Source organism: Pyrinomonadaceae bacterium, from assembly GCA_036277115.1.
In the GTDB taxonomy this organism is placed as follows: Bacteria; Acidobacteriota; Blastocatellia; order Pyrinomonadales; family Pyrinomonadaceae; genus UBA11740.
The window spans coordinates 1,106,537-1,132,027 of record DASUNM010000023.1 but is presented as its reverse complement, the minus strand read 5'-3'; the positions used below and the strand labels follow the sequence as shown (position 1 = coordinate 1,132,027).

The 25,491-nt window shown below is 56.5% G+C and carries 19 protein-coding genes; 8 read left to right on the top strand and 11 right to left on the bottom strand.

Annotated features, from left to right (window positions below):
- A complete protein-coding gene (locus VFX97_11660; protein ID HEX5703849.1) occupies positions 1–1,164 on the top strand; it encodes a hypothetical protein in 1,164 nt (387 codons plus the stop codon).
- 163 nt (positions 1,165–1,327) lie between these two features.
- Here the strand turns inward: VFX97_11660 and typA are convergent, their stop codons facing one another.
- From typA to VFX97_11640, 4 genes are all read right to left on the bottom strand, one after another.
- Positions 1,328–3,136 (bottom strand): translational GTPase TypA, encoded by a 1,809-nt coding sequence (typA, locus tag VFX97_11655; protein ID HEX5703848.1) that lies wholly within the window; start codon positions 3,134–3,136, stop codon positions 1,328–1,330.
- Positions 3,137–3,448: 312 nt separating this feature from the next.
- Positions 3,449–6,484 carry a carboxypeptidase regulatory-like domain-containing protein gene (locus tag VFX97_11650; GenBank protein ID HEX5703847.1) on the bottom strand — a complete coding sequence of 1,012 codons (3,036 nt, stop codon included), beginning with the start codon at positions 6,482–6,484 and terminating at the stop codon, positions 3,449–3,451.
- A 194-nt stretch (positions 6,485–6,678) separates the two neighbouring features.
- Positions 6,679–8,145 (bottom strand): tetratricopeptide repeat protein, encoded by a 1,467-nt coding sequence (locus VFX97_11645; protein HEX5703846.1) that lies wholly within the window; start codon positions 8,143–8,145, stop codon positions 6,679–6,681.
- 242 nt (positions 8,146–8,387) lie between these two features.
- Entirely contained in the window at positions 8,388–8,786 is a 399-nt protein-coding gene (locus VFX97_11640) for a hypothetical protein (GenBank protein HEX5703845.1), read from the bottom strand.
- A gap of 269 nt (positions 8,787–9,055) precedes the next feature.
- Between VFX97_11640 and VFX97_11635 the strand changes: the two genes are divergently transcribed.
- Together VFX97_11635 and VFX97_11630 are read left to right on the top strand one after the other, a co-directional pair.
- On the top strand, positions 9,056–9,451 hold the full coding sequence (locus tag VFX97_11635) for a hypothetical protein (GenBank protein ID HEX5703844.1): 396 nt from the start codon (positions 9,056–9,058) through the stop codon (positions 9,449–9,451).
- The gene (locus VFX97_11630; GenBank protein HEX5703843.1) at positions 9,430–10,662 is read left to right on the top strand and encodes an FAD-dependent oxidoreductase; all 1,233 of its coding nucleotides are present in this window, start codon (positions 9,430–9,432) and stop codon (positions 10,660–10,662) included. The genes VFX97_11635 and VFX97_11630 overlap by 22 nt, the downstream gene beginning before the upstream one ends.
- 60 nt (positions 10,663–10,722) lie before the next feature.
- Here the strand turns inward: VFX97_11630 and alaS are convergent, their stop codons facing one another.
- The gene (gene alaS / locus VFX97_11625; GenBank protein ID HEX5703842.1) at positions 10,723–13,437 is read right to left on the bottom strand and encodes an alanine--tRNA ligase; all 2,715 of its coding nucleotides are present in this window, start codon (positions 13,435–13,437) and stop codon (positions 10,723–10,725) included.
- 242 nt (positions 13,438–13,679) lie between these two features.
- On the opposite strand from alaS, the gene VFX97_11620 reads away from it, so the two are divergent.
- From VFX97_11620 to VFX97_11610, 3 genes are all read left to right on the top strand, one after another.
- Positions 13,680–14,885: a serine hydrolase gene (locus tag VFX97_11620; protein HEX5703841.1), complete on the top strand. Its 1,206-nt coding sequence runs from the start codon at positions 13,680–13,682 to the stop codon at positions 14,883–14,885.
- 79 nt (positions 14,886–14,964) lie between these two features.
- Positions 14,965–15,990, top strand: coding sequence for a hypothetical protein (locus VFX97_11615; protein HEX5703840.1), 1,026 nt, complete (start codon positions 14,965–14,967; stop codon positions 15,988–15,990).
- Between the two features lie 184 nt (positions 15,991–16,174).
- Positions 16,175–16,879, top strand: coding sequence for a PEP-CTERM sorting domain-containing protein (locus VFX97_11610; protein ID HEX5703839.1), 705 nt, complete (start codon positions 16,175–16,177; stop codon positions 16,877–16,879).
- Here VFX97_11610 and VFX97_11605 read toward each other — a convergent pair.
- Positions 16,876–17,418, bottom strand: a complete 543-nt coding sequence (locus VFX97_11605) for a regulatory protein RecX (GenBank protein ID HEX5703838.1) — start codon at positions 17,416–17,418, stop codon at positions 16,876–16,878. The two genes, VFX97_11610 and VFX97_11605, sit on opposite strands and share 4 nt — an antisense overlap.
- A 209-nt stretch (positions 17,419–17,627) precedes the next feature.
- Between VFX97_11605 and VFX97_11600 the strand changes: the two genes are divergently transcribed.
- Together VFX97_11600 and VFX97_11595 are read left to right on the top strand one after the other, a co-directional pair.
- Positions 17,628–18,653: a tRNA pseudouridine(55) synthase TruB gene (locus VFX97_11600; protein HEX5703837.1), complete on the top strand. Its 1,026-nt coding sequence runs from the start codon at positions 17,628–17,630 to the stop codon at positions 18,651–18,653.
- 419 nt (positions 18,654–19,072) lie between these two features.
- On the top strand, positions 19,073–20,092 hold the full coding sequence (locus VFX97_11595; GenBank protein HEX5703836.1) for an alpha/beta hydrolase: 1,020 nt from the start codon (positions 19,073–19,075) through the stop codon (positions 20,090–20,092).
- A 42-nt stretch (positions 20,093–20,134) separates the two neighbouring features.
- Here VFX97_11595 and VFX97_11590 read toward each other — a convergent pair whose 3' ends face one another.
- The 5 genes from VFX97_11590 to eno form a co-directional block, all read right to left on the bottom strand.
- Entirely contained in the window at positions 20,135–21,271 is a 1,137-nt protein-coding gene (locus VFX97_11590) for a hypothetical protein (GenBank protein ID HEX5703835.1), read from the bottom strand.
- 206 nt (positions 21,272–21,477) lie between these two features.
- Positions 21,478–23,016, bottom strand: a complete 1,539-nt coding sequence (gpmI, locus tag VFX97_11585) for a 2,3-bisphosphoglycerate-independent phosphoglycerate mutase (protein ID HEX5703834.1) — start codon at positions 23,014–23,016, stop codon at positions 21,478–21,480.
- A 71-nt stretch (positions 23,017–23,087) separates the two neighbouring features.
- Positions 23,088–23,546, bottom strand: coding sequence for a GNAT family N-acetyltransferase (locus VFX97_11580; GenBank protein ID HEX5703833.1), 459 nt, complete (start codon positions 23,544–23,546; stop codon positions 23,088–23,090).
- 60 nt (positions 23,547–23,606) lie between these two features.
- Positions 23,607–24,125, bottom strand: coding sequence for a DinB family protein (locus VFX97_11575; protein HEX5703832.1), 519 nt, complete (start codon positions 24,123–24,125; stop codon positions 23,607–23,609).
- Positions 24,126–24,196: 71 nt separating this feature from the next.
- Positions 24,197–25,489 (bottom strand): phosphopyruvate hydratase, encoded by a 1,293-nt coding sequence (gene eno / locus VFX97_11570; protein HEX5703831.1) that lies wholly within the window; start codon positions 25,487–25,489, stop codon positions 24,197–24,199.
- Positions 25,490–25,491 lie beyond the last annotated feature (2 nt).

Sequence of the window (25,491 nt, the reverse complement as noted above, 5' to 3'; positions counted from 1 at the left end):
ATGAGATTGGGCGAGACTATCACCTCGGTGTGGCAATTCAGCGTTATCGCCTTGGCAAGCTGGCTTTGCATGGCGTGCCCGCCGGCGACTCTCGCGCAGACCGCTCAGCCCGTCACCAAAAGTTTCGATTTCCGCAACGGTACTGTGGGGTGGCAAGCCGGCTTTTCGGATTACCCGCCAGCTACCGATCAAAATGATTTGTACGAACTGCGAGCTGAGATAAAGAACTTACCTCCGGAATTGGGTGTAAGCGGAACCGGATACTACATTCAAGGTGACAATCATTCCGATGATCTGTTCATGTTCTTGAAACGACGATTAGATCGCAACGACGGCATCGTCGCCGGTCAGACTTATCAAATCACTTTTACGATTGTTTTTGCGTCGAACGCCCAGAGCGGGTGCGGCGGTGTCGGTGGCTCACCTGGTGAAAGCGTTTATCTGAAGGCGGGAGGATCGCCGGCGGAGCCAAAGACTTTGTTTGCTAAGCCGACCGTTTTTCCCTGGCTGAGGATGAACGTGGACAAGTCAGATCAAGCGCAGAGTGGGATTGCCGCGTCGGTGACGGGGAACATTGCCAACGGCCAGCCGTGCAACATTAATCAACGGCCCTATGTTTCTATCCAGCGCACTCATCAACACACTTCGTTGGTGAATGCCAATTCACGCGGCGAACTCTGGCTGCTGGTGGGAACGGACTCGGGTTTCGAAGCGATAACGGGCTTGTATTACCAACAAATCCACGTCAGTCTCGTACCGGTTAATCAGCAGCCGCCAGTCTTGCTTAGTTATCTGAATCGCCAGTTTGAATACACCGGAAAAGCCACGGCGTTAGAGTCGGTAAGCCTGATGAGCGAGCCTTTCGCCGTCACGTCCCCACAGAATCTTTTTAGTACCGATCAACGCACGCGGTTAACGCTGTTTGGATACAATCTGGAATTAAAAGACGGAGAAATCCCGGCAGTAATTACCGTAGAAGCCATTGATTCGCAGAATGTCACTTACGTTTTGCCAGTCGAAGCCGTGAATGAAGTTCCTGATTTCAACTGGATAACGCAAGTCACGGTCTGTCTCACCGACGACCTTAGGGGCCGGGGCGATTTGTCCCTAGCTGTAAAACTCCGCAGCGTGAAGAGCAATCAATTGCCAATCGCAATGAGATAGGGTGTGCGCACCCGCAGGCTGTTCCTAATTTCAGAATCTCGGTGGGACTCTGTGGTTCATGGCGCCCGTTTTCCGACCATCAGAACGAAAGCCACCGGAATGGTTCGCTCGATGACACCGCAGCGGGGCGACGCCGCTCTAACCGTCCGGGTAAAACTCAAGTTCAGCTTTCCTTCTTCGGACGTTCATTCGCTTTCAAAACTCGTTTGCGCAGGCGAATTGATTTGGGTGTTACTTCGACCAATTCGTCATTGGCAATGAACTCCAAAGCCTCTTCCAGGGACAAGTCCTTCACCGGCACCAGTCGCATGGCTTCGTCCGAACCCGACGCGCGCATGTTCGTCAGTTTCTTTTCCTTGATCGCATTCACATCCAGATCGACCGCGCGCGCGTTCTCGCCGACAATCATGCCTTCGTAAACTTTGGTGTTGGGCCGGATGAAGAGAACACCGCGCTCCTGAAGGTTATAGAGCGCGTAAGTAGTCGAAGTGCCCATGCGATCCGCGACCAGCGAGCCGCTGCCGCGGCCTTTCATCTCGCCCATCCATTTGTCGAAACGCAGGAAGAGCGTATTGAGCAAGCCGGTGCCTTTAGTTTCCGTCAGGAACTCGCCGCGAAATCCGATCAGCCCGCGCGATGGCGCTTCGAATTCAATGCGCACGCGGCCGGTGCCGTGGTTTACCATCTTCGTCATCTGGCCTTTGCGCCGGCCCATCGCTTCAGTCACGACGCCGATAAAATCTTCCGGGCAATCGACCACAACTAACTCGACTGGTTCGTGCAGCTCGCCGTTGACCCGGCGCGTGATGACCTCGGGTTTGGAAACCTGCAGTTCGTAACCTTCGCGCCGCATCATCTCAATCAGGATGGCGAGTTGCAGTTCGCCACGGCCCGAAACCTTGAATTGATCGGGCGAATCCGTTTCCTCGACGCGAATCGCGACGTTCCCGAGCAGTTCACGTTGGAGGCGTTCGTTGATCTGACGCGAGGTGACGAACTGACCCTCCGTGCCCGCAAATGGCGAGTTGTTAACCGTGAAGATCATCGCGATGGTTGGTTCGTCCACGGCGATCGCCGGCAGCGGCTTTGGGTTGTCGGGATGGGTAATCGTCTCGCCGATGTTGATGTCTTCGACGCCGGCCAGCGCGACAATTTCGCCCACGCCGGCTGTATCAGCCTGAACGCGCTTCAGGCCTTCGAAAACGTAAAGCTCTTTCACTCTGGTTTTCTTGACCGTGCCTTCGTGCCCGGCGATCACTACTTCCTGGTTGCGCGCGATCTCACCGGAGAAGATTCTTCCAATCGCCAGGCGGCCGACGTATTCGCTGTAGTCCACATTCGCCACCAGCAGCTGCAGAGAATCTGTGCGCAGCGCATGCGGCGCCGGAATCGTTTCAATAATCTGATCGAACAGCGGTTTCAGGTTTGCCGAAGTATCATCAAGTTTCTTTTTGGCTACCCCATCGCGCGAGATGGCATAGAGAATGGGAAACTCAATTTGCTCGTCGGTGGCATCAAGATCCAGGAACAACTCGTAGATCTCGTTCACAACTTCTTCGGGGCGGGCGTCCTGCCGATCGATCTTATTGACGACGGCGATCGCCGGCAGTCTTGCTTCCAGAGCTTTGCGCAGCACAAATCGCGTCTGCGGTAAGCAGCCTTCGGCCGCGTCCACCAGCAACATCACGCCATCGACCATCTTCAGCACGCGCTCCACTTCACCGCCGAAATCAGCGTGGCCCGGCGTATCGACGATATTGATTTTGTAATCGCCGTAACGCACGGAAGTGTTCTTGGCCATGATGGTGATGCCGCGTTCGCGCTCGAGATCCATCGAGTCCATGACCCGGTCGACGATGGTTTCGTTGTCGCGATAGGTGCCGGCCTGCTTGAGCATGGCATCAACTAGAGTCGTCTTGCCGTGATCGACGTGGGCGATAATTGCGATATTGCGAATCTTGTTTGTATCCATTGCTGCGTCCCGATAGTGAAGAAAACTCACCTGAAGGCAAACGATAAGGATAGAGGGGTGGGCAGCAAAGCACAAACCGGCGAGTTAGTTGGGGACTGGTTCAGTTTAAGAGAGTCTCTCATTCTCGCCGTCGCTTTAGCGCGGCGATCAGGCTGGCGACTGCGTGGGAAACCGTCTAAACGATTTCCAATTTGCATGGCCGCAGGGGCCACCGGGCTAAAGCCGCGGTGTGACTGAGAAGGCTCAAAGTGAACCATCCCCTCAGGAGGGGAAGAGAACCTTAATTGAGAGATGAACCGACTGATACGGCAATTAGAAGCTGAGCCTGGCGCGCACGCTAACCTGGCGATTGCCGCCCGATGAAGCGGTGCCACCGGGTCCGAAAATGAACATGCTGGAAGTATTAGTCGACTGCAGGAAGAAAGGTGAAGCCATGTTTCCCACCGGCGCGGCCCTGTTTGTGTGATTCAGCGCATTGCTCACATAGACCGACAAAACCAGAGAATAAGGTCTTTGCGGCTTTGCGGCAGGCGTGGGGCTGGCCGGCGCAGCGGTTGTCGCCGAGACCACCGCCGGTGTACCGGTCGCGGCGATGGCGGCCGTTTTTGCTGGAGTCGCGCGTCCGAACTTGAAAGTCTTTGACGCGCCCACGTTCACGGAAAAGAAAGTCGGCCCCTGCGCAAAGTTGCGCGGGATTATTTGTTGCCCTGGCGTCGGATTCGGATCCAGCGCCCCGAACGGGGTGATCACCACTCCGGGTTTGTTCAAATCGGTGGCGAACGCCGGCCGCTCGGAAAATGAAGTATCGCCGTTCGTGTCGCGTCCGGTCGTGATATTGAACGGTGGACCGGAATTCGCAATGATGAATGTGTTCACGCTGAAGCCGGACTTGGATTGATAACTTGCGCCGGTCGAAAACCAGTGGCGCGTGTCAAAGTTCGCGCGGGCCCACTCGTTACTGTAATCGTACGCGTCGAAAGGCGACCCGGTAGTCCCCCAATCGTTACCGCGCGAATAATTCAATGAGTAGTTCGTCCAAAAATCGATCTTCCCGGCAATTTTGCCGTTCGCCCCTACGCTCAGGCTGTCGTATCTCGAGCGGCCATCAGAGTTATATTCGTATATGTTGCCCGCCGCGAGACCGAAGGGCCGCACACCGCTGGTAGGAATTGCGGGATTGAAGGTCCCACCCAACGGCGCATTGATATTCAAGGTGCGCACCGAACGTCTTGTCTCGCCATGCGCATAGGTTAATTGAAACTGAAGTGTCTTCGAGAACTGGTGTTCCATGCCAATAGTCGCCCGGAAAATTTGTTCCGGCGCAAGGCGGGGATCGAGGACGCGACGGGATCCGGGCACCGAAAAAGCATTCAACAGAGTCACCGGCGGCACTAACGGAAACAAATTCAGGACGGCCGGGTCGGTAACGTTGAACAGCTGTTGGTTGATACCGTTGAAACGGTTCGTCAGCAGCGTCCAGTTCTCACCGATTCGTGAGTAAAAGATGCCAAAGCCGCCGCGGATTACCGTGCTCCGCGGACTGGGGGCGGATGCGGTTTTCGTTTCGCCTGGCTTCGCGGTCGAACTCTTGCCATCGGCACCGGCGTTTCGTTTACCAAACGCCGGCGACCAGGCAAACCCGATGCGGGGCGCCAGATTGAAATTGCTGCTGATGTTGCTCTGGTTTTCGTAACGCAGCCCCGGCGACAAAGTGAAATTTGGACTGACCTTCCATTCGTCCTGAAAATAAAAACTCACGTCTGTCTGGGCGACGTCAGCTTCGGGATTACCGCCGGCGATCGAGAACTGAGTTGCGCCACCGCCGAGCAGTCTGATTTGTGTCGGGCTGAGATTCTGTCTTTGAAATACGAGCGTCCGGCGATAGCGCTCGATGCTGGTTAGCTGAATCGCCGGAGCGCCCGGCACGATTTGATCGTTGGCATCGAGGGCGGGCCCGACACCGCCGGTAAACGTGTAAGTGCCACCGAAATTCGACGGCGAGATGCTTACAATTCTTACATACCTGAGCCGTCCACCCACCTTCAGAAAGTGACGCCCGTAAGTCCACGACGTAAAGTTTTGCAACTCCACGCGATCATCTTTATTACTGGCTGAACCCACCTGCGATCCGCCGCCGAAGAACGATTCAGAGACGTTCAGCCCGGGCAACGAATTATTGGCCGTTTGCCGGGATATGCGGTGACTGAACTGCAATCGAGTCTCGTTGATGGTCCTCTCATTAATGAGCGCCGTCTCAGTAATCTGAAGTGTGTGTGATTCGTTACTAGTGCGATAAGCGCGTGACGGCAAAGAGAATCCGCCGATACCCTGAGGATCCTGTGACGAGCGCCCGTATTGATAATTCGAAACGAGCGTGTGCTTCTTGTTGATCTTGAGATCGTTTCGCCAGCCAAGATTGGTCGAGGCTCCGGGAATGACAAAAATCTGATTGAACCCGACTGGCTTCAGCGTGATCGGTTCCAGGATCGTGGCATTGACGACGGTGTTCGTGAAGTTCTCGTATCGATTGAGATAGAAAGTAAAAGAGGCGCGCTTTTTCACCAGCGGTCCCGTCAGGCTGCCTCCCCACTGGCGCGTCTGAAACGGAGCGCGCACTTTCGCAAACGGATGTCTTGAGTTCAGACTTTCGTCGTTGAAATTGAAAGATACTCCACCGTGGAATTTGTCGGTGCCCGGCTGGGTAAAAATCTCGATGCCTCCCCAACCCGGATATTCATTTTCGGCGGCATAGGGATTTTGATTAATGCGAACCTTGCGGATGGTTTCCTTCGGCGGTACCTGGCCGTTTGAAAATCCGTCAACCTTAACTTGTGCACCCCCGCCTTCGCCCTGTGGTGGGCCAGCGAGCGCCTGTAGTGCGGCGGCGAACGCTTCCGGATCATTCGGCAATGCTTCCAACTCGCGTTGACGGAGCGTGATCGCGTCGGCATTACGGTCGGCATCGGTGCTGATGATGCTGTTGTCGACGACGACTGTTTGTTCAACTGAGCCGATTACCAGCTCCAGGTTCACCGTCGAGGTCTTCGCGGAGCGCACGCTTACGTTTCTATGTTCGAGCGTGCTGAACCCCTCAGCCGTGACGGTCAGGTCGTAATTACCCGCAGCGAGAGTCCGGAATTCGTAGTTGCCATTCACGTCGGTAGTGACCGTGCTGGTGGCGCCCTTACTGTCCTTAGCCATGACGGTTGCCGCGACGACAAGACCACCAAGCTGATCAGTGACTGTGCCTTTGATTGAACCGGTGTTCGGTTGTGAATGGGTGGTAGTCGCGGCCGCGAGCAGCAGGAGACTACAAAGTGAGTATTTGAGGGATGCGAAGCTTTTCATCACAGCTTCCTTGGGAGCGATCAGTTAATTGTCGATTACATGAATCCAGAACGTGCGACGAAGTCATTCGGGAAAGTCGGGATTAAGACCCCGGACTTCAAACTTGTACACGCCACCGCAGAGAAACGGTTTCAATAAGTTACAAGGGCGGCGTTAGTTAACCCTGCCGCCCCGGTGTCAGCTATCCGTTACGATTATCGATGCGGCATCGCCTGCGTCGCCGGCATCCCTTTCATCGGCACCGGCAGCTTGCCGTCGGCGTTGCGGGTCAGCGCGATGAAGTCGCGATCGAAGCGAATCGAATCGAACATTGCATCGACGCGCGCTTCCATCATCTCTTTCGCCCGCACGGCCTGATAGCGTTCGTACACGTAGAAGTGACGGCGCAGCAATTGAAGCGCTTTCTCTTTCTGACCATTCTGCGCGTAGATTGCCGCCAGGTTGTACGACGCCGGGAGCAAGTTAATGTTCTCGCGCGCAATCTTCAGCGCTTCTTCCTTCTCGCCGTTCGCCGCCATGAAGACCGCCGCGAATACGATGTTGTAAGGATCCTTCGGGTCGAGCGCCAGCGCCTGTTGCGTGTATTCGTTGCCCTTCGCTGGATCGCCTTCCGAATTCCAGAAGACCGCGAGGTTTCGATAAGCGAGCGCCAGCGGATATTCCGCCACGGCCTTTTCCATGAAGGTGAGACCCTTCTTGAACTCGCCGTCATGGATAGTCATCTTGCCGAGTCCATGTAAGGCGACCGAGCGCGAAAGCGGATCGGCGGGCATATCCAGAATCTGGTTGAAGACTTTTCGGGCTTTGTCCCAGTCGCCGATGTTGTGCCGATAGTTCTCACCGAGATAGCGCAGCGGCGTCGGATCAGCTGGGTCCATGCGATGCGCCTGCATATAGAGACGATCCGCCAATTCGTATTGACCGCGATGTTCGGCGGTAAGCCCGCGTCTCATCACGCGCTCGATCGCAGCGCTTTGACGCGGCTCAAACACCGGTGACGGCGGAATGCTCGCGACGTCCGTGACGCCGAGCTTCTTCAGTTCTTTCACCGCGTCTTTTGCCTTCTTAGGAAACTGGCATTTCTGCTCGACCACCGATTTGTAAATCTTAATCGCGCCATCTTTGTCCCCGGCCGTGACTTTGCGGGTTGCTTCGTTCATTTGGGAGGTGACTTCGCTTTCGCGCTTCTTCATTTCCCCATCAACCAGTTTTTCGACGTCGGCGACTTTCAGTTTGCCGTTGGCGTTCTCAACTTTACCGACCAGCGTGCCGTCAGGCATGGCCAACGCCGCTATGGGCCGGGTGGATTCGCCGATTAGCTTGTCTGCATGCGGAGTACTGACGCCATCGCTAACTTCCATTGCCACGCACTGCGTGGCGTAAAGCGAAAGGATGCGCGACTGGCGCAGACTCGAGGCTTTGACTTCGGCTTCGGACGCTGGGAACCAATAGAGCACCAGCCCGGTCGCCGGCGCGTCGTTCGCCTTGCGGACTTTCCAGGGCACCGGGTAAACCGGCGCCGATGAACCGCCGCCGCTCGAGCTGCCACTGACGCCGCCGCCACCACCACCGCCGCCACCGCCGCAAGTTGCGAAGGTTGATTGGACGAAGAACATGGCGAGCAGCGCGACAGCCACTGCGCGGGCGAGTTGTGCTTTCATTTGAAGTACCTCCGAAGCGTTGAGTCAGTACCACCTGCGGTAGCGGGTGGTTGGAGTTGGAATCCGAAATTGGCTTATTAGCTGGTTCAATCCCGACTAATCGGGATTCTGACATTCAAAAAAACGTCTGCCGGCTGAGACGTCAGATTCAGCCGGCTCGTTGCTCATTGAAATTCAAATGGCTACGGGCCGGCGAGATTATATTCCTACCGGCCCGTTGATTCTAGGTTTGACAGCTTAGGTCAGTTGGCGCAGCCGTACATCTTCCAGGCGGCGGCCTGTTGCTCAACAGCCTGTTTGCAAGCCGCTGCCAACGATGCCTTTGTCTGTGGATTGTCGGCCAGTCTCTTCCACTGGTCTCGCATCTGTTTGCCGGCGTTCTCGTACTGCGCACGCACCATCTCAGGGACTTTGTTGGTGCAGGAATCATACTTCGCGAGGAAATCATCGCATTCCGGTACGCCGATGCTGGTGCCGCTCGTCGAAGCCGTAGTCGTCGCGGGCGTGGTTGTCGCCGCGGGTTTATCAGTTGAGCTCGACGCTGTATTGCTATTGGTATTCGTATTCGTCTCGGTCGTCGTACAGGCCATTAACACGAGGCCGCAGACAAGAGACAACACTAAGATTGTCGTTCTTCGCATCAATTGCTCCTTTTTGGTTAAGCACAAGGCTTAAAAAGCTGGGAAATCATACTCGCAGACGCCGAAATTTGATAGTTTTGCGCGGCCGAACCGTTGACATCGACTATTGTGCGAGATAGAAGTCCGACGGCTCAGCCTTTGGTCGATCTATGGCCCAAGAGTTCGCCCCCGCCCCGCGAGCGGGGGATGGGGTGGGGTTGCAAGGCGCGTCAACCTCCCCCCTAACCCGTCTCCGCTTGCGGAGAGGAATAGGCTTCGTTCGATTTTTTATGCGCGAGTCGTGGCTGCGAGTGTTCTTTGGGATTGCGGCGTGCTCTTGGATGCCGCATTGGTCGTGTCACTACTACCGGCTGGAAACGGGCAGCAGCTTTGTGGTCGGTAGTTGGGAATTCTCGAACTTCGATAGCGCGGTATCTCTGGTAATCTACAGCGCGTTCATCGCGATTAATCTAATCGCTATCGTCCGATTGAGTTATCGCCCAACGGCGGCGACACTGTCGGGTCTGGCGCACTTGTCGATCGGTTCTCTCCATGCGTTTCGGCTGTTTAGACCGTTTCGGTTTGAAGTATTTGGCCACCCCTGGTCCCAAAGCGCGTCATGGCGTGAAGTACTAATCGTTATTCCCTTTGGACTCTTTTGTCTGTGGATAGCCCGACAAAAATAACGACGCGCTGTTGCATCGCGGGCGGTGGTCCAGCCGGCATGATGCTCGGCTTTCTGCTCGCGCGGGCCGGCGTCGAGGTGGTCGTGCTCGAGAAGCACGCGGACTTTCTGCGCGACTTTCGGGGCGACACCGTGCACCCTTCGACGCTCGAAGTGATGCACGAGCTCGGCGTGCTCGAAGAGTTTCTGAAATTGCCGCACGACGAAGTGCGCGCACTCGGCGGGCAGATCGGCGACGACTTTGTGCAGCTCGCGGATTTTTCCTATTTGCCGACCGTCTGCAAATTTATCGCGCTCGTGCCGCAATGGGACTTTCTCGACTTTCTCGCCGATCACGCCCGGCTTTATCCGACATTCAAATTGATCATGCAGGCCGAAGTCGTAGATCTGTTGGAAGACGAAGGACGCGTGGCCGGTGTGCGCGCAGAAACACCGGACGGCGAGTTGGATGTGCGCGCCGACCTGACCATCGGCGCTGACGGTCGCGGTTCGATCGTGCGCGATAAAGCCGGACTGGAAGTTGAGAAGTTTGGCGCGCCCATGGATGTGCTTTGGTTCCGCATGTCGCGCAAGCCATCCGACGGCGAACAGACGCTTGGCCGGATCAAAGCCGGCAAGATGATGGTGATGCTGAACCGCGGCGAGTACTGGCAGTGCGGCTATCTGATTCGCAAAGGCGAATTCGAAAACATCAAAGGCCGCGGCCTCGACCAGTTCCGGGAAGACATAATTTCGGTCGTGCCGTTTTTAGGCGATCGCATGCAGGAGTTACCGGATTGGGAACCGATCAAGTTGCTGACTGTCCGCATCGATCGATTGCAGAAGTGGTTTCGGCCCGGCCTGATTTGCATCGGCGACGCCGCGCACGCCATGTCGCCAATTGGCGGTGTCGGAATCAACCTCGCGATTCAGGATGCCGTGGCGACGGCAAATATTCTCGCGGAACGGCTGACGCGCAACACGGTTGGGTTGGCGGATTTGGAACGAGTGCAACTGCGACGCAATTTTCCGACGCGCATGACGCAAGGGCTGCAGGTGTTCATGCAGAACAACGTCATCGATCGGGTCCTCGGCGATACGGATTTCCGTGCTCCGGCGCCTTTGAAGCTGTTCAATCGCTGGCCATTTCTCAGAAGGATTCCGGCGCGTCTGGTGGGTGTCGGATTTCGGCCGGAGCATGTGAAAACGCCGGACATGAATAGACAGGACTAACAAGATTTACAGGATGCAATGAACGAATACAATCGGTGAATCCTGTTAATCCTGTTTATCTTATGGATTTAACAATCGCTCGATCACGCCATAACTCGCCTGCAGAGCCTCGCCAAGTTTTTCAGGTTGGCTGCCGCCGCCTTCGGCCATGTCGGCTTTACCGCCGCCTTTGCCGCCAATAATCGGCGCGAGCTCTTTGATGACCTGCCCGGCCGGAACTTTCCTGGTGAGATCGTCCGACGTGCGCACAATCAGCGAGACCTTGCCATCGTTCGTGCGGCCGAGCACAACCACGCCCGACTTAATTCGCGCGAGCAAAGTGTCAGAAAGCTGACGCATGCCGGCAGCATCGAGGCCGCTCGCTTCTTTCGCGAGAACTTTCACCCCAGCCACGTCACGCGCTTCGTCGCCGTTGGACGCCGATGTCCCAATTGCGCCACTCGCAATCTTCAAACGCAACTCTTCAGCTTCGCGGCGCGCTTTCTTCAATTCTTCCTGGAGCCGGCCGATGACGTTCGGTAATTCCGCGCGCGAAGTGCGCAGGTTCGCGGCCACTTGTTCAATCACACGCTCGTCTTCGCGGAAACGTTCGTAGGCGTCAAAGCCGGTGATGGCGCGAATACGCCGCACGCCCGAAGCGATCGATTCGTCGCTTGTGATTTTGAAGACGCCGATGTCGCCGGTCGCGCGCACGTGCGTGCCGCCGCACAGCTCTTTGGAAAATCCCTGCACTGTCAGGACGCGCATCATCCCGGAATACTTTTCGCCGAACAGCGCCATCGCGCCACCGCGAATTGCGTCCTCGACCGGCATGACGTCGGTATCGACTTTCACGTTGCGCAGAATCTGTTCATTGACGAGCCGCTCGACTTCCTGCATTTCCTCTTCGTTCATTTGCTGGTAATGCGTAAAGTCAAAGCGGAGATAATTCGGGGCCACGACTGAGCCTGCCTGCTTCACGTGCGCGCCCAGGACTTCGCGTAACGCAGCGTGTACCAGGTGCGTCGCGGTGTGATTGCGCCGCGTGGCATCACGCGTGAAGACATCGACTTCGGCGGTAACTGTGTCGCCGACTTTGATCGAACCTTTTTCGATTCTGACCTTGTGAATGATCAGACCCTGAACGGGCGAGTAGGTATCGGCCACGCGCGCGACAAGCGCCGTGTCGTTTTCGTTCGCCGCCGACTTGATGATCGTGCCGACGTCACCAACCTGGCCACCGCTCTCGGCATAGAACGGAGTTTGATCCAGCACCACGCCGCCGTCATCGCCCTCGCCTAGCTCAGACACTTCGTTATCGCCACGAATGATCGCGAGGACCTTTGCATCGTCGACGCGCGTTGTTTCGTAACCATGGAACTGAGACGGGACGCGGCTGGCCAGATCAGCATAGACCGGTTTCGTCTTCGTTTTCTGTTCAGTCTTGCCGATCCCGCTGGCCTGTTGCAGTTCCTGAAGGGCGAGGTCAAATTTCTGATTGAATGTCTCTTCGTCAAACGTCCGCAACCCGCGCTCTTCCACGGCTACGCGAATCAAATCGCGCGGAGTGCCGAACGTGTCGTAGAGCTTTGCGAGTTCCTTCCAATCCGGGTATTGCCCCTTTCCGGTTTTCGCGAACAGTTCGTCCAGCTTCTGCAAACCAACCGTGAGCGTCGATCCAAAGCGCTCTTCTTCCAGCCGCACCATCTTGCCAATGAAGTCGCGATGGCTTTCGAGTTCGGGAAAGGCTTCGCCCATCTGATCGATCACGAAGTTCGTGACTTTGTGAAAAAACGAGCCTTCGAAATCGAGCGTGTGCCTGCCCTGGTAAATCGCACGCCGCATGATCTTGCGGAGCACGTAGTTGCGTCCTTCATTCGCCGGCAAAATTCCGTCAGCAATCGAGAATGCAGTCGCGCGCGCATGATCGGCGATCACGCGCATCGCGAACCCTTCCTGGGTTTCCGCTTCGTAGTTTCGATCTGTGAGTTGGGCAACGAAATCGACGATGGTCTTCAGCAGATCAGTTTCGTAATTCGATTTCACGCCTTGCAGCACAACGCACAGGCGCTCAAGGCCCATGCCGGTGTCGACGGAAGGCGCAGGCAGAGGAGTCAGCTTGTACTGGCCCGGACTCTCTTCGCTGCGATCGAATTGCATGAACACGAGGTTCCAAAGCTCAGTGATGATGTCGGAAGGACCGTTGACGTTCTCCGCGCAATTCTCTGCGTCATTCGGATCCTCACCCATGTAGTAATGAATCTCGCTGCACGGGCCGCAGGGCCCGGTCTCGCCCATCTGCCAGAAATTATCTGCGCGGCCAAAGCGCAGAATTCTTTCTTTCGGCGCGCCGACCGCGTGCCAAAACTTTTCCGCATCTTCGTCGGGGCCGACCTGTTCATCGCCTTCGTAAACGGTGAACCACATGCGACGCGGGTCGAGTTTGAATTCGTTGACGAGCAGGTCCCAGGCAAACTTGACCGCGTCTTCTTTGAAGTAATCGCCGAACGAGAAATTCCCGAGCATCTCGAAAAATGTCTGATGCCGCGCAGTCTTGCCGACTTCGTCCAGGTCGTTGTGCTTGCCGCCGGCGCGCAGGCATTTCTGCGACGAACCCGCGCGCACGTAATCGCGCTTTTCGGCTCCGAGGAACACGTCCTTGAACTGATTCATGCCCGCGTTGGTGAAGAGCAGCGTCGGATCGTTGGCAGGCAGAAGCGGGCTGGAGCGCACACGCGTATGGCCGTGCCGCTCAAAGTACTCCAGAAATTTTTCGCGAATTTCGTTACCAGTCATAAAAGCAGAAGTCAGAGGTCAGAGGTCGGAGATCAGTAGGAAATGCCGAGCAGTGACACTGACGAATCAAAAGTCTAACACGGCGATCCAGCGAGTCTTTAACCCGCGCGTTTCATATTGAGCATTTCCGTATCAAACACGCGCGGCCTGATCTCCGACCCGGGAAACCATTGACAGTTCGTGCGCTCAGTTGGACACTCTCTCAAAATTAATTCAAACGCAGCTTCAGGAGGTCTTCCCAAATGCGGCGAACAATCCTGGTTATCTTAGCCTTGTCTCTTACCCTTTCGTTTTTTAACAGTTGCGACAAGAAACCGTTGGACCTCAACAAGCTGGCCGACAAAATTGAAGTCGGACTGAAGGGCAAGCCCTACGGTTATGCCTTCGTCATCTCGAAATGGGACCAGGCAAGTGTGTCGCGAGCGGGGGGCTCGGCGCGCCTCAGCCAGGATCCGCCAGAGATGAAAATGACGGTCGACGTGAAATACACGATGGCCAGCGTGAGCAAAATCCCCACGACGGCGGCGCTATTCAAGCTGCTGGATGATACGGATCTAAAGAACAAGGGCCTGACGTTCGATCAGAAGCTGGACGAAAAGATTGTCGATTACCTGCCCTATAACTGGAAACCGGGTGCGGGCGTCGACACGATCACGTTTCGAGAGTTACTTAGGCATCGGGCTGGCCTGCGCTGTCCGCCGGACACCGACGACTACCAGAGCCTTAAGAAATGCTTAGCCGCCGGGATTGACGTGAACGATAAGCAGAAGGATTGTGACAATGTGAAACCTGCACCCGCTATCGGGGTTGGTTGTTACCGGAACGTGAACTTTGGTCTGCTGCGGGTCCTGATGGCGGTGATAAAGGGTTCGATCAAAAAACCTGCATCGAGCACTTTTACCGAGGCCCAAACTGACGCCGAGAACGCGCTGGTCTCGTCCAATGTTTACATGAAGTACGTGAACGAGAATGTCTTCGCGCCGTCGGGACTACCTCAGATTTTCTGCATGCCGAGTGATGGCAACCAGCAGGGCCTGACTTACAAGCACGCGGCGCCGAATGCCAAGGGCGGAGACTTTGGTGACTTCTCCATGTTTTGTGGCGCTCATGGTTGGTTTCTGTCTGCCGCGCAGTTGGGAAAATTTTTCCAGACGCTTAATACCACGAACAAAATCATTTCGCCCGCGCTGGCGACAAAAATGCGCACGGAACTTTTGAGCTACGACTGGTCCTCAGAATTCAATTCACCAGACGGCAAGATTACGTCGTGGTGGAAAGCCGGCGGGCATCCGGCAGCCTCGAATCTCGGCGAGATAAACACGCTGGTGGTTCATTTTTCCAACGGAGTCGAAGTGGTCATGGTGATCAATTCAGACTTCTCGCCGACGAACTTTGACTGGGGCGGTTTGATTCAGAAGTCGCACGAGGATCTTTTGAATGGGCTGTGAGGACCGGAGCCCCTGGCTTTCTGCTCTCATGAGTTCGATTCAGATTGAGTAACCAGTGAACCGCTTTCGACAATCCTTAATGGGTGCCTGCCTCCTTGCTTGCTGGCTGACGGCAGCTTGTTCGGAGGCGCCCAAACCCACCGGCCCAAAGTTCAAGGGCCGCGTGCTGCTTTTAACTGGCGATCCATCGACCGGCGCAGCGCTCGCAGAACTCACGCAAGCGGGCGATGGATACAACCTAACGACGCTGACGGCCGGGGTGAAGGAGGCAGTAGCAAGTCCCGATCAGGCGCGCTTGCTCTTCGCTACGAAAGACGAGATCAGCGTTCGCGATCTCACCAGCGGTTCGGTCACATCACTGGTAAAAGGAGAGAGCGTGTGTCTGGCGTGGGCGCCCGACGGTAATCACTTCAGCTACCAGCAGAAGTCCGGTAATGCGACGAAATTGTATGTAGCTGATGTGACCGGAAAGGCGAAACTGGCTATCGACGATCCGAACGGCACGGCGGAGTGCGCTCATTGGATCTCGGAAGACCGTCTGGTGCTGAATCGTTTCGCTGGACTGACGACGAAAAAAGGGGCCGAGCCGCTCAAGCCGAACACTTCAACGGTAGCGACCGTTGGCGAAGCGGTGAAGCTGAAGGACGGGCCGAGGAAGTGGTCGATTGAAACCGTCTGCGCGAAGTCCAACGAAGGGTTTGTTCGTTCCGCGGATCAAAACGCGCTGCTGATCGCGAAGAACATGGATCGTTTCGAAACTCTCGACCCTTCGCCCGCGCCGTGCTCCGAGTGCCGGTTCATCGGTTGCGCCGCCCAGAGTTGCGCGCCTTTTTTCATCGAACAACCCAGCAGCACGACCACCGAGCTGTTCTTTTTGAATCCAACCAACTGGCAGAAGCAAAGACCCACCTCGATCACCTGGACTTTTGCCAGCGCCAAGTTCCTCATCAATTCTTCCGCGCGATTGATGGTCGCGGGCGATGCGCCCGACAAGTTGCTCTTGATCGACACCGAAAGCGGCGAGGTGACGCCATTCTTTCAGAACGCAAAAGCGAGCGGGATCGTGCTCGTCTCGCCGGTTCCGATTGTTTGGATCGAGAAGTAGATTTCACTTTGGTACGCACGCCTCCGGCGTGCTAGCACGTGGGACGTGTGCGTACCTATTCTTTGAAGTGCAGAGTGCAAGGCCCGCGAAGCAGTCCTCATCCGGTTCTGAAAGGCGCACGCCATTAATAATATCTACCCTCCAGAACTCTGTTTACGTCTGCACGGACAAGGAGGCTTCCACGATGCTCTCAATCAGAGCTAAGTTGATTAGCGTTTTTGGCGTTGCGTTTCTGTCGCTTCTCACGTTTCCACCGGCAGCCAAAGCTGAGCCTGTCACAATAACGAGTGGCTCTGTGAGTGTAACCAGCACCGTTCGCGACACACTAGCTTTCAATTTCTCGGGTACCGGCTTATCCGCCTGGGGTATTAATCCTCACGCGCCTGTTCAGCAAAACCTGTCGCCGTGTCTTTCGTCGGCGTCGCTTTGCCAGCCGGGAGACCTTATTCTCCCAAATGCGCTTATTTACCTTAGCGCTGAAGGGCCGTCGTTCGTTACTTACAATGGCACGACTGTCCAGGTGTCCTGGGCATCCCAGGATAGCTTTCTGCAGTTTACCGGGGCGGGCGTAGTTATTCCTGCTTCCGCGGCGGAGACCGATTTAGTGACGCTGACAATGCCCTTTGACATGACCGGCACAATAAATGTCCACGATGTGAATGATCCCGGCCCGGTGATTTTCAGCACCATGATTAACGGCAGCGGCATCGCGACCTTGGTGCTGCGGCGTCCGGCGGGGAACCCGGAGGGATTCGCAGTCACTGAGGCACGATATGACTTCACTCCGGCGGCGGTTCCCGAACCGGCCACAATGATTTTGTTAACGACGGGCATCGCCGGGATTGTCGGCAAGAAATATCGCGCGCGACTGCGCGCAAAGCGGCCTTAATCCGAATCATCAATTCGGTTTTGCGACAGCGCGCGCACCTTATCGCTCACCAATTCGAATTCAAAACCCTGGCGAATTAAGTGATCGAAGAGCTTCTTGGCGTCTTCGCGAGTCTTGGGTTTTCCCCGCAGGCGAATGCGTTTCGCGATGGCGCGCTCGATCAAATCTTCTTCGGGCGTAGATTCGAAGACTTCATCGAGGGCCGTCTCGGCAGTTTGCTTGTCAATCTTCTTCAGCCACAAGTCGCGTTGCAGCCGGCGCCGGCCGATGGGCCGCTCGCGCAGGCGAAGCGAGGCGTAGCTCTGCGCGAACTTTGCGTCATCGAGATAGCCGTATCCTTTCAGGCGGGCGATGACTTCATCAATCATTGGTTTAGTCGCGCCGCGCGTGGTCGATAGTTTCTCTCGCAGCTCTTCAACGGAACGCTGCTTAGCCGCGAGCAGTTTCGCGGCGCGTTGAAAGACAAGTGCGCGCGCTTTCTCTGGGGTGAGCGGCGGCGGCTCTTCATCGGACGCTTTTGATCGTCGTCGCTGGCGCATGCGATTTCTTGTCGAGTGTTTATAGCAGCAGAGGGCGGGGGTAAACCACCGTCCTGACCGTGAGGAGACCGCGCGGCGTGTTTGAACTCAGGATGACTGGGCAACCTGGGAATGCCTCAAGGTCCGGAAGGTGGTCTTCCACCCCAGCGGGGCGCCCCGCTGGGGACCCGGGGCTTGCCCCCGCTTCTTCGTCATCGGACAATCGGCCAATGGACGGTGTGCTAATCATTGATAAGCCGGCGGGGATGACGTCGCACGATGTGGTTGCGCGCGTGCGCCGAATCATCGGCGAGCGACGCGTCGGCCACACCGGCACGTTGGATCCGTTTGCGACTGGGGTCCTGGTGATGCTGGTCGGACGGGCAACGCGACTGGCGCAATTTCTCAGCGGCGCCGAGAAGGAATACGAAGCAGTGATTCGGCTTGGATACGCGACTGACACCGGTGACGTCACGGGCGTGCCCCTTGTTTCCGCTTCTCCGCATGCGGAGAGAGGGTTCGGGGGAGAGGTTAGTGGCAACGTCCAACGTCACCCTCAGTCCCTCGCCACTCGTGGGGAAGGAAGCATTCCGGACTTTGCGGAAATTGAAGCGGCCATGGCTTCCTTGACCGGCGAGATCGAACAAGTCCCGCCGATGTACTCTGCAAAGAAAATCGGTGGACGAAAACTCTACGAACACGCACGCCGGGGTGAAGAGATTGAAAGGAAACCGGTGCGCGTGACTATCTCCGCATTCGAACTGCTGTCCCCGGGCGAGCGGGAATCGAACCAGGACGGCGCGGTGGATCTGAACGCGCGCGTTATCTGTTCCGCGGGCACTTACATCCGGACGCTGGCGGAAGATTTAGGCAAGCGACTCGGCATCGGTGCTCACTTATCGGGATTGCGGCGCACACGCGCCGGCGGGTTCTCGATTGAAGATTCAATCACTTTGGAACAGCTTGAAGAACGCGTAGAGAACGAGACGGTCACGGATAGATTGATTACACCCAACAAGGCGCTTTCGCATTTGCCGGACTTTGAAGTTCGCAAGGAGGATGAAACGCGGCTCCTGAATGGAATCGATCTGACCATTGATGCCGAAACTGGTGGCACGTGGGCTGATGAACAGGCAATCCGTCTTAGAAATTGTGAGGAGTTGCTGGCGGTCGGCTTATACGAACGCGCCAGGGGCGTCGTCCATCCGCAGGTTGTGATTAAACAGAAGGACGCGGAGCTGTTTGGAACCCGCTGAGTCTCAATCACACCTCGCTTCAGCGAGGTGGTCGCTAACGGTTCTCGCAACTCTAATTATAAATTTCGCTCAGCCCGAAGGGCTGAAAGAAAGTAGCCGGGGGTTGAGCGCGCAGCGCGATACCCCGGGGACCGAGTATCGATGATTCTTGACCCTGAAAGGGTCACAGAACCGTCTTGCACCCTTCTCAGGGTGCGGTATTTTGCGCCGATGTTTCCGGGGGTCTACGCTTCGCTGCGACCCCCGGCTACTCTCTAGCAACCCTTCGGGTTGCGAATCTGATGAGTCAACTATGTTAGTGGTGTTAAGAACGGTTCACATCATCACCTCGCTGAAGCGAGGTGTGAATTGAAAACGTGGCGCACTGCCCCTCGGAACTTTCAATCCGTTCCTCTCGCGAGTTAATATTTCAGCCCCTGATGAAAAAACGTTATCTACTTGCCGGACTTACGGGCGTCGCCGCGGGCGCAATCGCCACGAAACTTCTGACGCGGCCACGTGATGTCAGTTGGCCCGAAAGCATCAAACTGATCCCGCATCCGGAGCATTCCTGGTTCACGCGGATCAACGGCGTGCGCGTTCATTATCAGGAAGCCGGCGACGAAGACGCGCCGGCCATCGTGCTGATTCACGGCTTCATCTCTTCCACGCTTATCTGGAGTGACGTGTTTCTGCCCCTGGCTGATGCAGGCTTTCGCGTGATCGCGATCGACATGCCCGGCTACGGCTACTCGGACAAACCGGCTGACGGGCAATACACGATCGATTGGCAGGCGCACACAATTGTCAGCCTGCTCGATCGTCTGGAGATCGACACGGCCACCATCGTCGGCGCGTCATACGGTGGCGCAGTAGCGGCAACGATCGCGCTGGATTATCCGGAACGGGTCGAACGACTCGTGCTGGTCGGGACTGTTAGTAACGACAACATTCGCAGAGAGCCGATGGTGCGGGTCGCGTGTCTGCCGCTGATCGGAGACGTGGTGACGCCACTGTATCTCGGTTCGCGATGGGTGCTGCGAAAACGAGTCGAGGACATGCATCGCCGCCGCGGTGGCGTACTCGACGAACACAAGCTCGCAGCGCGGCATCACGTTCTCGCAACGAAGAACGCGCATCGCGCGATGGTGAGGTCAATGCGGCGGTGGAGTGCCGAACGAGTCTCGCGCGAGGCGAATACGATTCGCATGCCCACACTGATTGTTTGGGGCGAAGCCGATTCCCACGTGCCGCTCAGCGATGGCCTTCGTCTGCGCGATTGCATTCCGGGCGCGCGCTTAATCGTCTTTCGAAACTGCGGTCATCTGCCGCCCGCCGAACAGCCCGAGAAGTTTGTGCAGGTCCTCACTCAGTTCTGCAACACCGCGGAAATGCGGAACGCGAAGCCTCTGAAGTTCAAGCGCAAGAAGTCAGTACCACCTGCGGTAGCGGGTGGGTGACTTTCGCAACTGACCCACGGGTACTCGACGTTTACCCGCCCGCTACGCAGACGGCTCTGACATTCTCAGCGCCGCGCCCACCGAGGGATCTCTGCGCACCCGCCAAATTTTAGAATCCAGATAGTAGTGAATGAAGGCGTAGCCCCAGAGAAAGGCGATGCCTAGTTGAATGGGCAGCGACAGCGCGGCCGGTGAGTCCCCCGTGTGGAGATTCAGATAGCCGAAGTATTGGCGCGGGCCCTGGTAGATGATACCGAAGATGATTCCGAGCGCGATGTAGATGATCAGGCGGCGGCTGATGAATGCGGCGGCGCCGTAAGCCTGGTACGCAGGTGTCTCGCCTGCATTCGGCGCGCGGGACGCGCGCGTACCGTACTTCTGATTATGAAACCAGATCAGCCGGTGATATTGAAAGTTGTGATAGATGGTGAGAATCGCCACGAGGGCTATCGGTTTTGCCGGCATCGGAGTTAGCAGAGCGATCCAGTGCATCGGTATCGCCGCCGCTAGTAACAGATACTTCGGAACGTTGAGCGGTTGGCGCAACACCAGGCGCTGAACCTGGCGTATTAACCAACCCGTCGCCAGAACCACTGTCCCAATCAACAGCAGGAGCGCGACCGCATTGACTCCGCTTCTCAAGATCGCCGGCACGCGGGCCATGGCCGTCGGATCGTTTGCGATGAACGCGACGAATGGATAGTTGAACGCGAACAGCAGCAACAGGCGATCGAGCGCGTTATCAATCGGCGCGAGGTCGTTATTCTTTTTCTTGTACAGCACCATAAAGCCGTAGTGCTGCTTCACCAGGTGGTAATAAGCCCAAAGCGCCGCGATGAAAAAGAATGTAAAGCCCGCGCCGAGCAGCACCATCACGGGGCCGATTACGAAGAACAAAAGCGAGCCGAGCATCAGACGCTTGCGCGTCTTCCACTCCGATTTGTCGAAGTAGGTGCGAGAGAAGGTGCCGAACACGTGCGGCGCGTCGATTAGAATTGCCCAGCCGGCCACCATCGGAATCAGCGGGAGGACGCCGGTGACGTACAAAATCAGGAGCAGATAACTGGACGCGACCGAGCTGATGAACCACACGAGGTCCTCACGCGCGCTGATGATCCAGCGAAGCGAGATTGCGCTTGACGTGCTCTTTACTGCGAGTGTGTCAGTTGCGGTGGCCATTCCGGGTGTTTCTGTAGCCCAGGCGTTCACGCCTGGGACAGCAGTTGGGTTGAAAGTTAACGCCCATTCATGCGCTTACGCTCGTTGATAAGCCCCTAAAAGGGGCTCAATATAGTTTGGAATCGTAAACGTTCCCAGGCGTAAACGCCTGGGCTACGTAAACGTTCCCAGGCGTGAACGCCTGGGCTACGCAAAAGAGAGAAAAGCTATCTCTCCCGCAAATCTTTTCCCGTCATCTCCGCAGGCTTCTCAATTCCCAACAGCCCGAGCATCGTCGGCGCGACGTCTTCCAAGGCCCCTTCACTGTGCAACTTTACACCGATCGAATCCTTGTCGATCAAAACAAACGGCACCGGGTTCGATGTGTGCGCGGTGTGCGGCTCACCAGTGTATAGGTCGAGCATCTGCTCGGCATTACCGTGATCAGCGGTAATCAACATGGTGCCCTTCGCGGACGCAACGGCTTTCGAAATCCAGCCGAGACACGTGTCGACGTACTGACAAGCTTCGATTGTTTTGTCGAGCTTGCCGGTGTGGCCGACCATATCGGGATTGGCGAAGTTCACGATGAACACGTCCGTGTCGCGTTCCTCGAGCGCGCGCAGGAACTTGTCGGTAACTTTGAAGGCCGACATCTCAGGCAGCAGATCGTAGGTCGCGACTTTCGGCGAAGGAACCAGCAGGCGCTTCTCATGCGGAAACTCGCGCTCTGTCCCGCCATTGAAAAAGTAAGTGACGTGCGCGTACTTCTCAGTTTCCGCCATCCGATAGTTGCGCACCCCGATTCCGGCAAAGACGTCAGCAAGAATGTTTCGCGGCGCCTCCGGCGGAAAGGCTACCGGCAGCGGATACGTCTTATCGTAAATGGCAAAACAAACAAAGTGCGTGTGCGGCCGGTTCGGGGTCGGGAAATCGTCAAAGCCGGGAACGGCCAACGTACTGGTGATCTGCCGCGCGCGATCCGCGCGAAAGTTGAAGAAGATGACTGAGTCGCCATCCTGAATCGTGGCGACAGGTTTCCCGTCTGCACCCACGAGTACAATTGGCTCAACAAATTCGTCGTGCAGGCCGCGTTCATAGCTTTTCTTGATCGCCGCGATTGGATCGGTAGCCGGCTCGCCTTCGCCATGCACGAGCAGACGATAAGCGCGTTCGTTTCGCTCCCAGCGTTTGTCTCGATCCATCGCGTAGTAACGTCCCACCATTGAAGCGATCTCGCCCACGCCGATGTCGCGACACGCGCTCTGCATCTGCGCGACGTATTTGTCCGCCGATTGCGGCGGCGTGTCGCGGCCATCCAGAAAACAGTGAACATACACGCGACGCACTTCGCGATCTTTGGCCATCCGCAACAGAGCGAACGCGTGTTCCTGTGACGAATGCACCATGCCGTCTGACGTCAAACCCATGACATGCAGCGCGCGATCGTGATTGACGGCGTTATCAATCGCTGCATTCAACACCAGATTCTGAGCAAAAGCGCCGGTGCGAATTTCATGATTGATGTATTCAAGATCTGTGCGCACGACCCGGCCGGCGCCCATGCACAAATGACCCACGTTCGAGTTACCCATTACGCCGCTGGGTAAGCCAACGCATTCACCTGACGCTTGCAGCAAAGTGTTTGGATATTTTTCGAGCAGCTCGTTGTAGAAAGGCATCTCCGCCTGGGCGATCGCGTTGCCGTCGCGTTCCGCGCGATAGCCAAAGCCGTCGAGAATAATGAGTGCAAGTGGAGTTCTCATTCGGTACGCACGCCTCCGGCGTGCAATCTAGTCTGCCACGCAGGGCACGCCGGCGGCGTGCCTACCCACACTCACTGCCAATAATCCGGACTCTCCTTCATGTCCGGATCGGGCCGTTCCATCCAACGCTCGGGCCGGTGAAGCTTGATGAAACCAAACCGTTCGTAAACGCCGTGCGCATCTTTTGTCGAGAGGACCCAGCGGCGAAAGCCCTGCAACTGCGGATGCGCGAGAATGATTTCCATCAACCACTTGGAAAGTCCGCGGCCGCGATGTGCAGGCAGAACGAACACGTCGGCGACCCACGCAAACGTCGCATAGTCCGTCACGATGCGGGCGAACCCGACCTGCTCATCGCCTTTGTAGATTCCAAACGGAAATGAGTTCTCGATTGAACGCTCGACAACTTCGCGCGCGCGGCCTTTGCCCCAGTAGGAATCTTTGCTAATGAAGTTGTGAATCAGCTCGATGTTCAGACGCGAACGATCGGTGCTGATGGTGTAGTCGTCTCGCTGCCAGGTATCGGTCATAACGGTACGCACGCCTCCGGCGTGCCTCAACACAGCGCGCCAGAGGCGCGCGCACCGAAGCTATTTCGGCGAAATCTCTCGACGCAGAAAGAAGAGTAGATCTGTAGCAGGTGGCTCAATTCCTAACTGTCGAATCATGCCGACAACCTGCCCGCGGTGCATCGTAGAGTGATTGACCACGTGCTGCATCTGATCGATGAGCGGCAAGGAACTCGGATCGCCGCTCAGAAGCTTAAAAGACAGCTCGGCGGCGAGACGATCCTCATCGATGTTCATCAGGAGTTGCGCGCGTCGATCGATAATGTCGGACCAGCGATCTTTCAGGGTCGCAATGTCCACACACGCTTCCGGTGTCCACTTCGGCCAGGCTTCGGCTTTCGTCGGCGAGCGTCCGTGCCAACGCTCGAGCCAAATCCATTCCGCGCCCGCCGTGTGCGTGAGGGTGCCGAAGATCGATACGTGGCTGCAGCCAACATCGCGACGGAGACTGTCGTCCGGCAGCCGCTTCGCAGCTTCAAGCGCGAGGTCGTTCGCCCACTCGGTGTAATCGAAAAGACGTCTGATGTCTGAAAGATTCATATGAAGTCCGAACCACCTGCGGTAGCGGGGGGTTGATCGTTGGTTGCAATTTCCGCGAGTTCAACCGCCCGCTACCGCAGGCGGTTCTGACTAAACACCGTATTACCCGGATAACGCGCCGCGCGGCCGAGTTCCTCTTCGATCCGCAGCAACTGATTATATTTCGCGATGCGGTCACTGCGGGAAAGCGAACCAGTTTTGATCTGGCCCGCGTTTGTTGCCACCGCGAGATCCGCAATGAACGAATCCTCAGTTTCGCCCGAACGATGCGAGATGACCGCGGTCCGGCCGTTCGACTTGGCGAGCTCAATGCATTCCAACGTTTCGGTCAAGGTACCAATCTGATTAACCTTAATCAGAATCGAGTTCGCCACCCCGAGATCGATTCCCTTTTGCAGGAACCTGGTATTGGTGACGAAGAGATCGTCGCCGACGAGTTGCACCCGATTGCCAATTGCTTCGGTCAGAGCTTTCCATCCGTCCCAATCATTTTCGGCCATGCCGTCTTCGATCGAGATGATCGGATACTTGCTGACCCAGTCTGACCAAAAAGCAACCATCTGTTCATTCGAAAGTTTCCGCCCGTCGGATTTCTTGAATACGTAGGCCGAACCGTCATAGAACTCACTCGACGCCGGATCGAGCGCGAGCAAAACATCGCGGCCCGCTTCGTAACCGGCTTGAGCTATCGCTTCGATGATCGTTTCGATGGCTTCTTCGTTCGATTTCAGGTTTGGGGCAAAGCCGCCTTCGTCCCCGACGCTCGTCGCATAGCCTTTCTTCTTCAAAACTGATTTGAGCGTGTGAAAAATTTCCGCGCCCGTGCGCAGCGCTTCTGTGAACCGGTCAACGCCGACAGGAACGATCATGAACTCCTGAAAATCGACGTTGTTGTCGGCATGCGCGCCGCCGTTAATGATGTTCATCATCGGCACCGGCAAAGTGTTCGCCGCGTCACCACCGATGTGTCGATACAGCGGCAGCTTCCGAAAATTCGCAGCCGCGCGCGCCGACGCCATCGACACCCCCAGTAGAGCGTTCGCTCCCAGCTTCGATTTGTTCGGCGTCCCGTCGATCTCAATCAGTTTGCGATCGACCGCGCGTTGATCGAGCACGTCCATTCCTTTTAGCTCGGTCGCGATGATTTCGTTGACATGCCGGACCGCGTTTAAGACGCCTTTGCCCAGGTAGCGTTTGGGATCTCCGTCGCGCAGCTCAACCGCTTCGTGTTCTCCGGTGGAAGCCCCGGAGGGAACAGCCGCGTTCCCGCGCGCACCGCTTACGAGAATGACGTCAGCTTCAAGAGTTGGATTGCCGCGTGAATCCAGAATTTCGCGTGCGTGAATTCGATCGATTTGGCTCATGG

Excerpts from the sequence above, each read along its gene's own strand:
- VFX97_11660 (HEX5703849.1), top strand. The coding sequence starts at position 1 with ATGAGATTGGGCGAGACTATCACCTCGGTGTGGCAATTCAGCGTTATC.
- typA (HEX5703848.1), bottom strand. The coding sequence starts at position 3,136 with ATGGATACAAACAAGATTCGCAATATCGCAATTATCGCCCACGTCGAT.
- VFX97_11650 (HEX5703847.1), bottom strand. The coding sequence starts at position 6,484 with ATGAAAAGCTTCGCATCCCTCAAATACTCACTTTGTAGTCTCCTGCTG.
- VFX97_11645 (HEX5703846.1), bottom strand. The coding sequence starts at position 8,145 with ATGAAAGCACAACTCGCCCGCGCAGTGGCTGTCGCGCTGCTCGCCATG.
- VFX97_11640 (HEX5703845.1), bottom strand. The coding sequence starts at position 8,786 with ATGCGAAGAACGACAATCTTAGTGTTGTCTCTTGTCTGCGGCCTCGTG.
- VFX97_11635 (HEX5703844.1), top strand. The coding sequence starts at position 9,056 with ATGCGCGAGTCGTGGCTGCGAGTGTTCTTTGGGATTGCGGCGTGCTCT.
- alaS (HEX5703842.1), bottom strand. The coding sequence starts at position 13,437 with ATGACTGGTAACGAAATTCGCGAAAAATTTCTGGAGTACTTTGAGCGG.
- VFX97_11620 (HEX5703841.1), top strand. The coding sequence starts at position 13,680 with ATGCGGCGAACAATCCTGGTTATCTTAGCCTTGTCTCTTACCCTTTCG.
- VFX97_11615 (HEX5703840.1), top strand. The coding sequence starts at position 14,965 with ATGGGTGCCTGCCTCCTTGCTTGCTGGCTGACGGCAGCTTGTTCGGAG.
- VFX97_11610 (HEX5703839.1), top strand. The coding sequence starts at position 16,175 with ATGCTCTCAATCAGAGCTAAGTTGATTAGCGTTTTTGGCGTTGCGTTT.
- VFX97_11605 (HEX5703838.1), bottom strand. The coding sequence starts at position 17,418 with ATGCGCCAGCGACGACGATCAAAAGCGTCCGATGAAGAGCCGCCGCCG.
- VFX97_11600 (HEX5703837.1), top strand. The coding sequence starts at position 17,628 with ATGGACGGTGTGCTAATCATTGATAAGCCGGCGGGGATGACGTCGCAC.
- VFX97_11595 (HEX5703836.1), top strand. The coding sequence starts at position 19,073 with ATGAAAAAACGTTATCTACTTGCCGGACTTACGGGCGTCGCCGCGGGC.
- VFX97_11590 (HEX5703835.1), bottom strand. The coding sequence starts at position 21,271 with ATGGCCACCGCAACTGACACACTCGCAGTAAAGAGCACGTCAAGCGCA.
- gpmI (HEX5703834.1), bottom strand. The coding sequence starts at position 23,016 with ATGAGAACTCCACTTGCACTCATTATTCTCGACGGCTTTGGCTATCGC.
- VFX97_11580 (HEX5703833.1), bottom strand. The coding sequence starts at position 23,546 with ATGACCGATACCTGGCAGCGAGACGACTACACCATCAGCACCGATCGT.
- VFX97_11575 (HEX5703832.1), bottom strand. The coding sequence starts at position 24,125 with ATGAATCTTTCAGACATCAGACGTCTTTTCGATTACACCGAGTGGGCG.
- eno (HEX5703831.1), bottom strand. The coding sequence starts at position 25,489 with ATGAGCCAAATCGATCGAATTCACGCACGCGAAATTCTGGATTCACGC.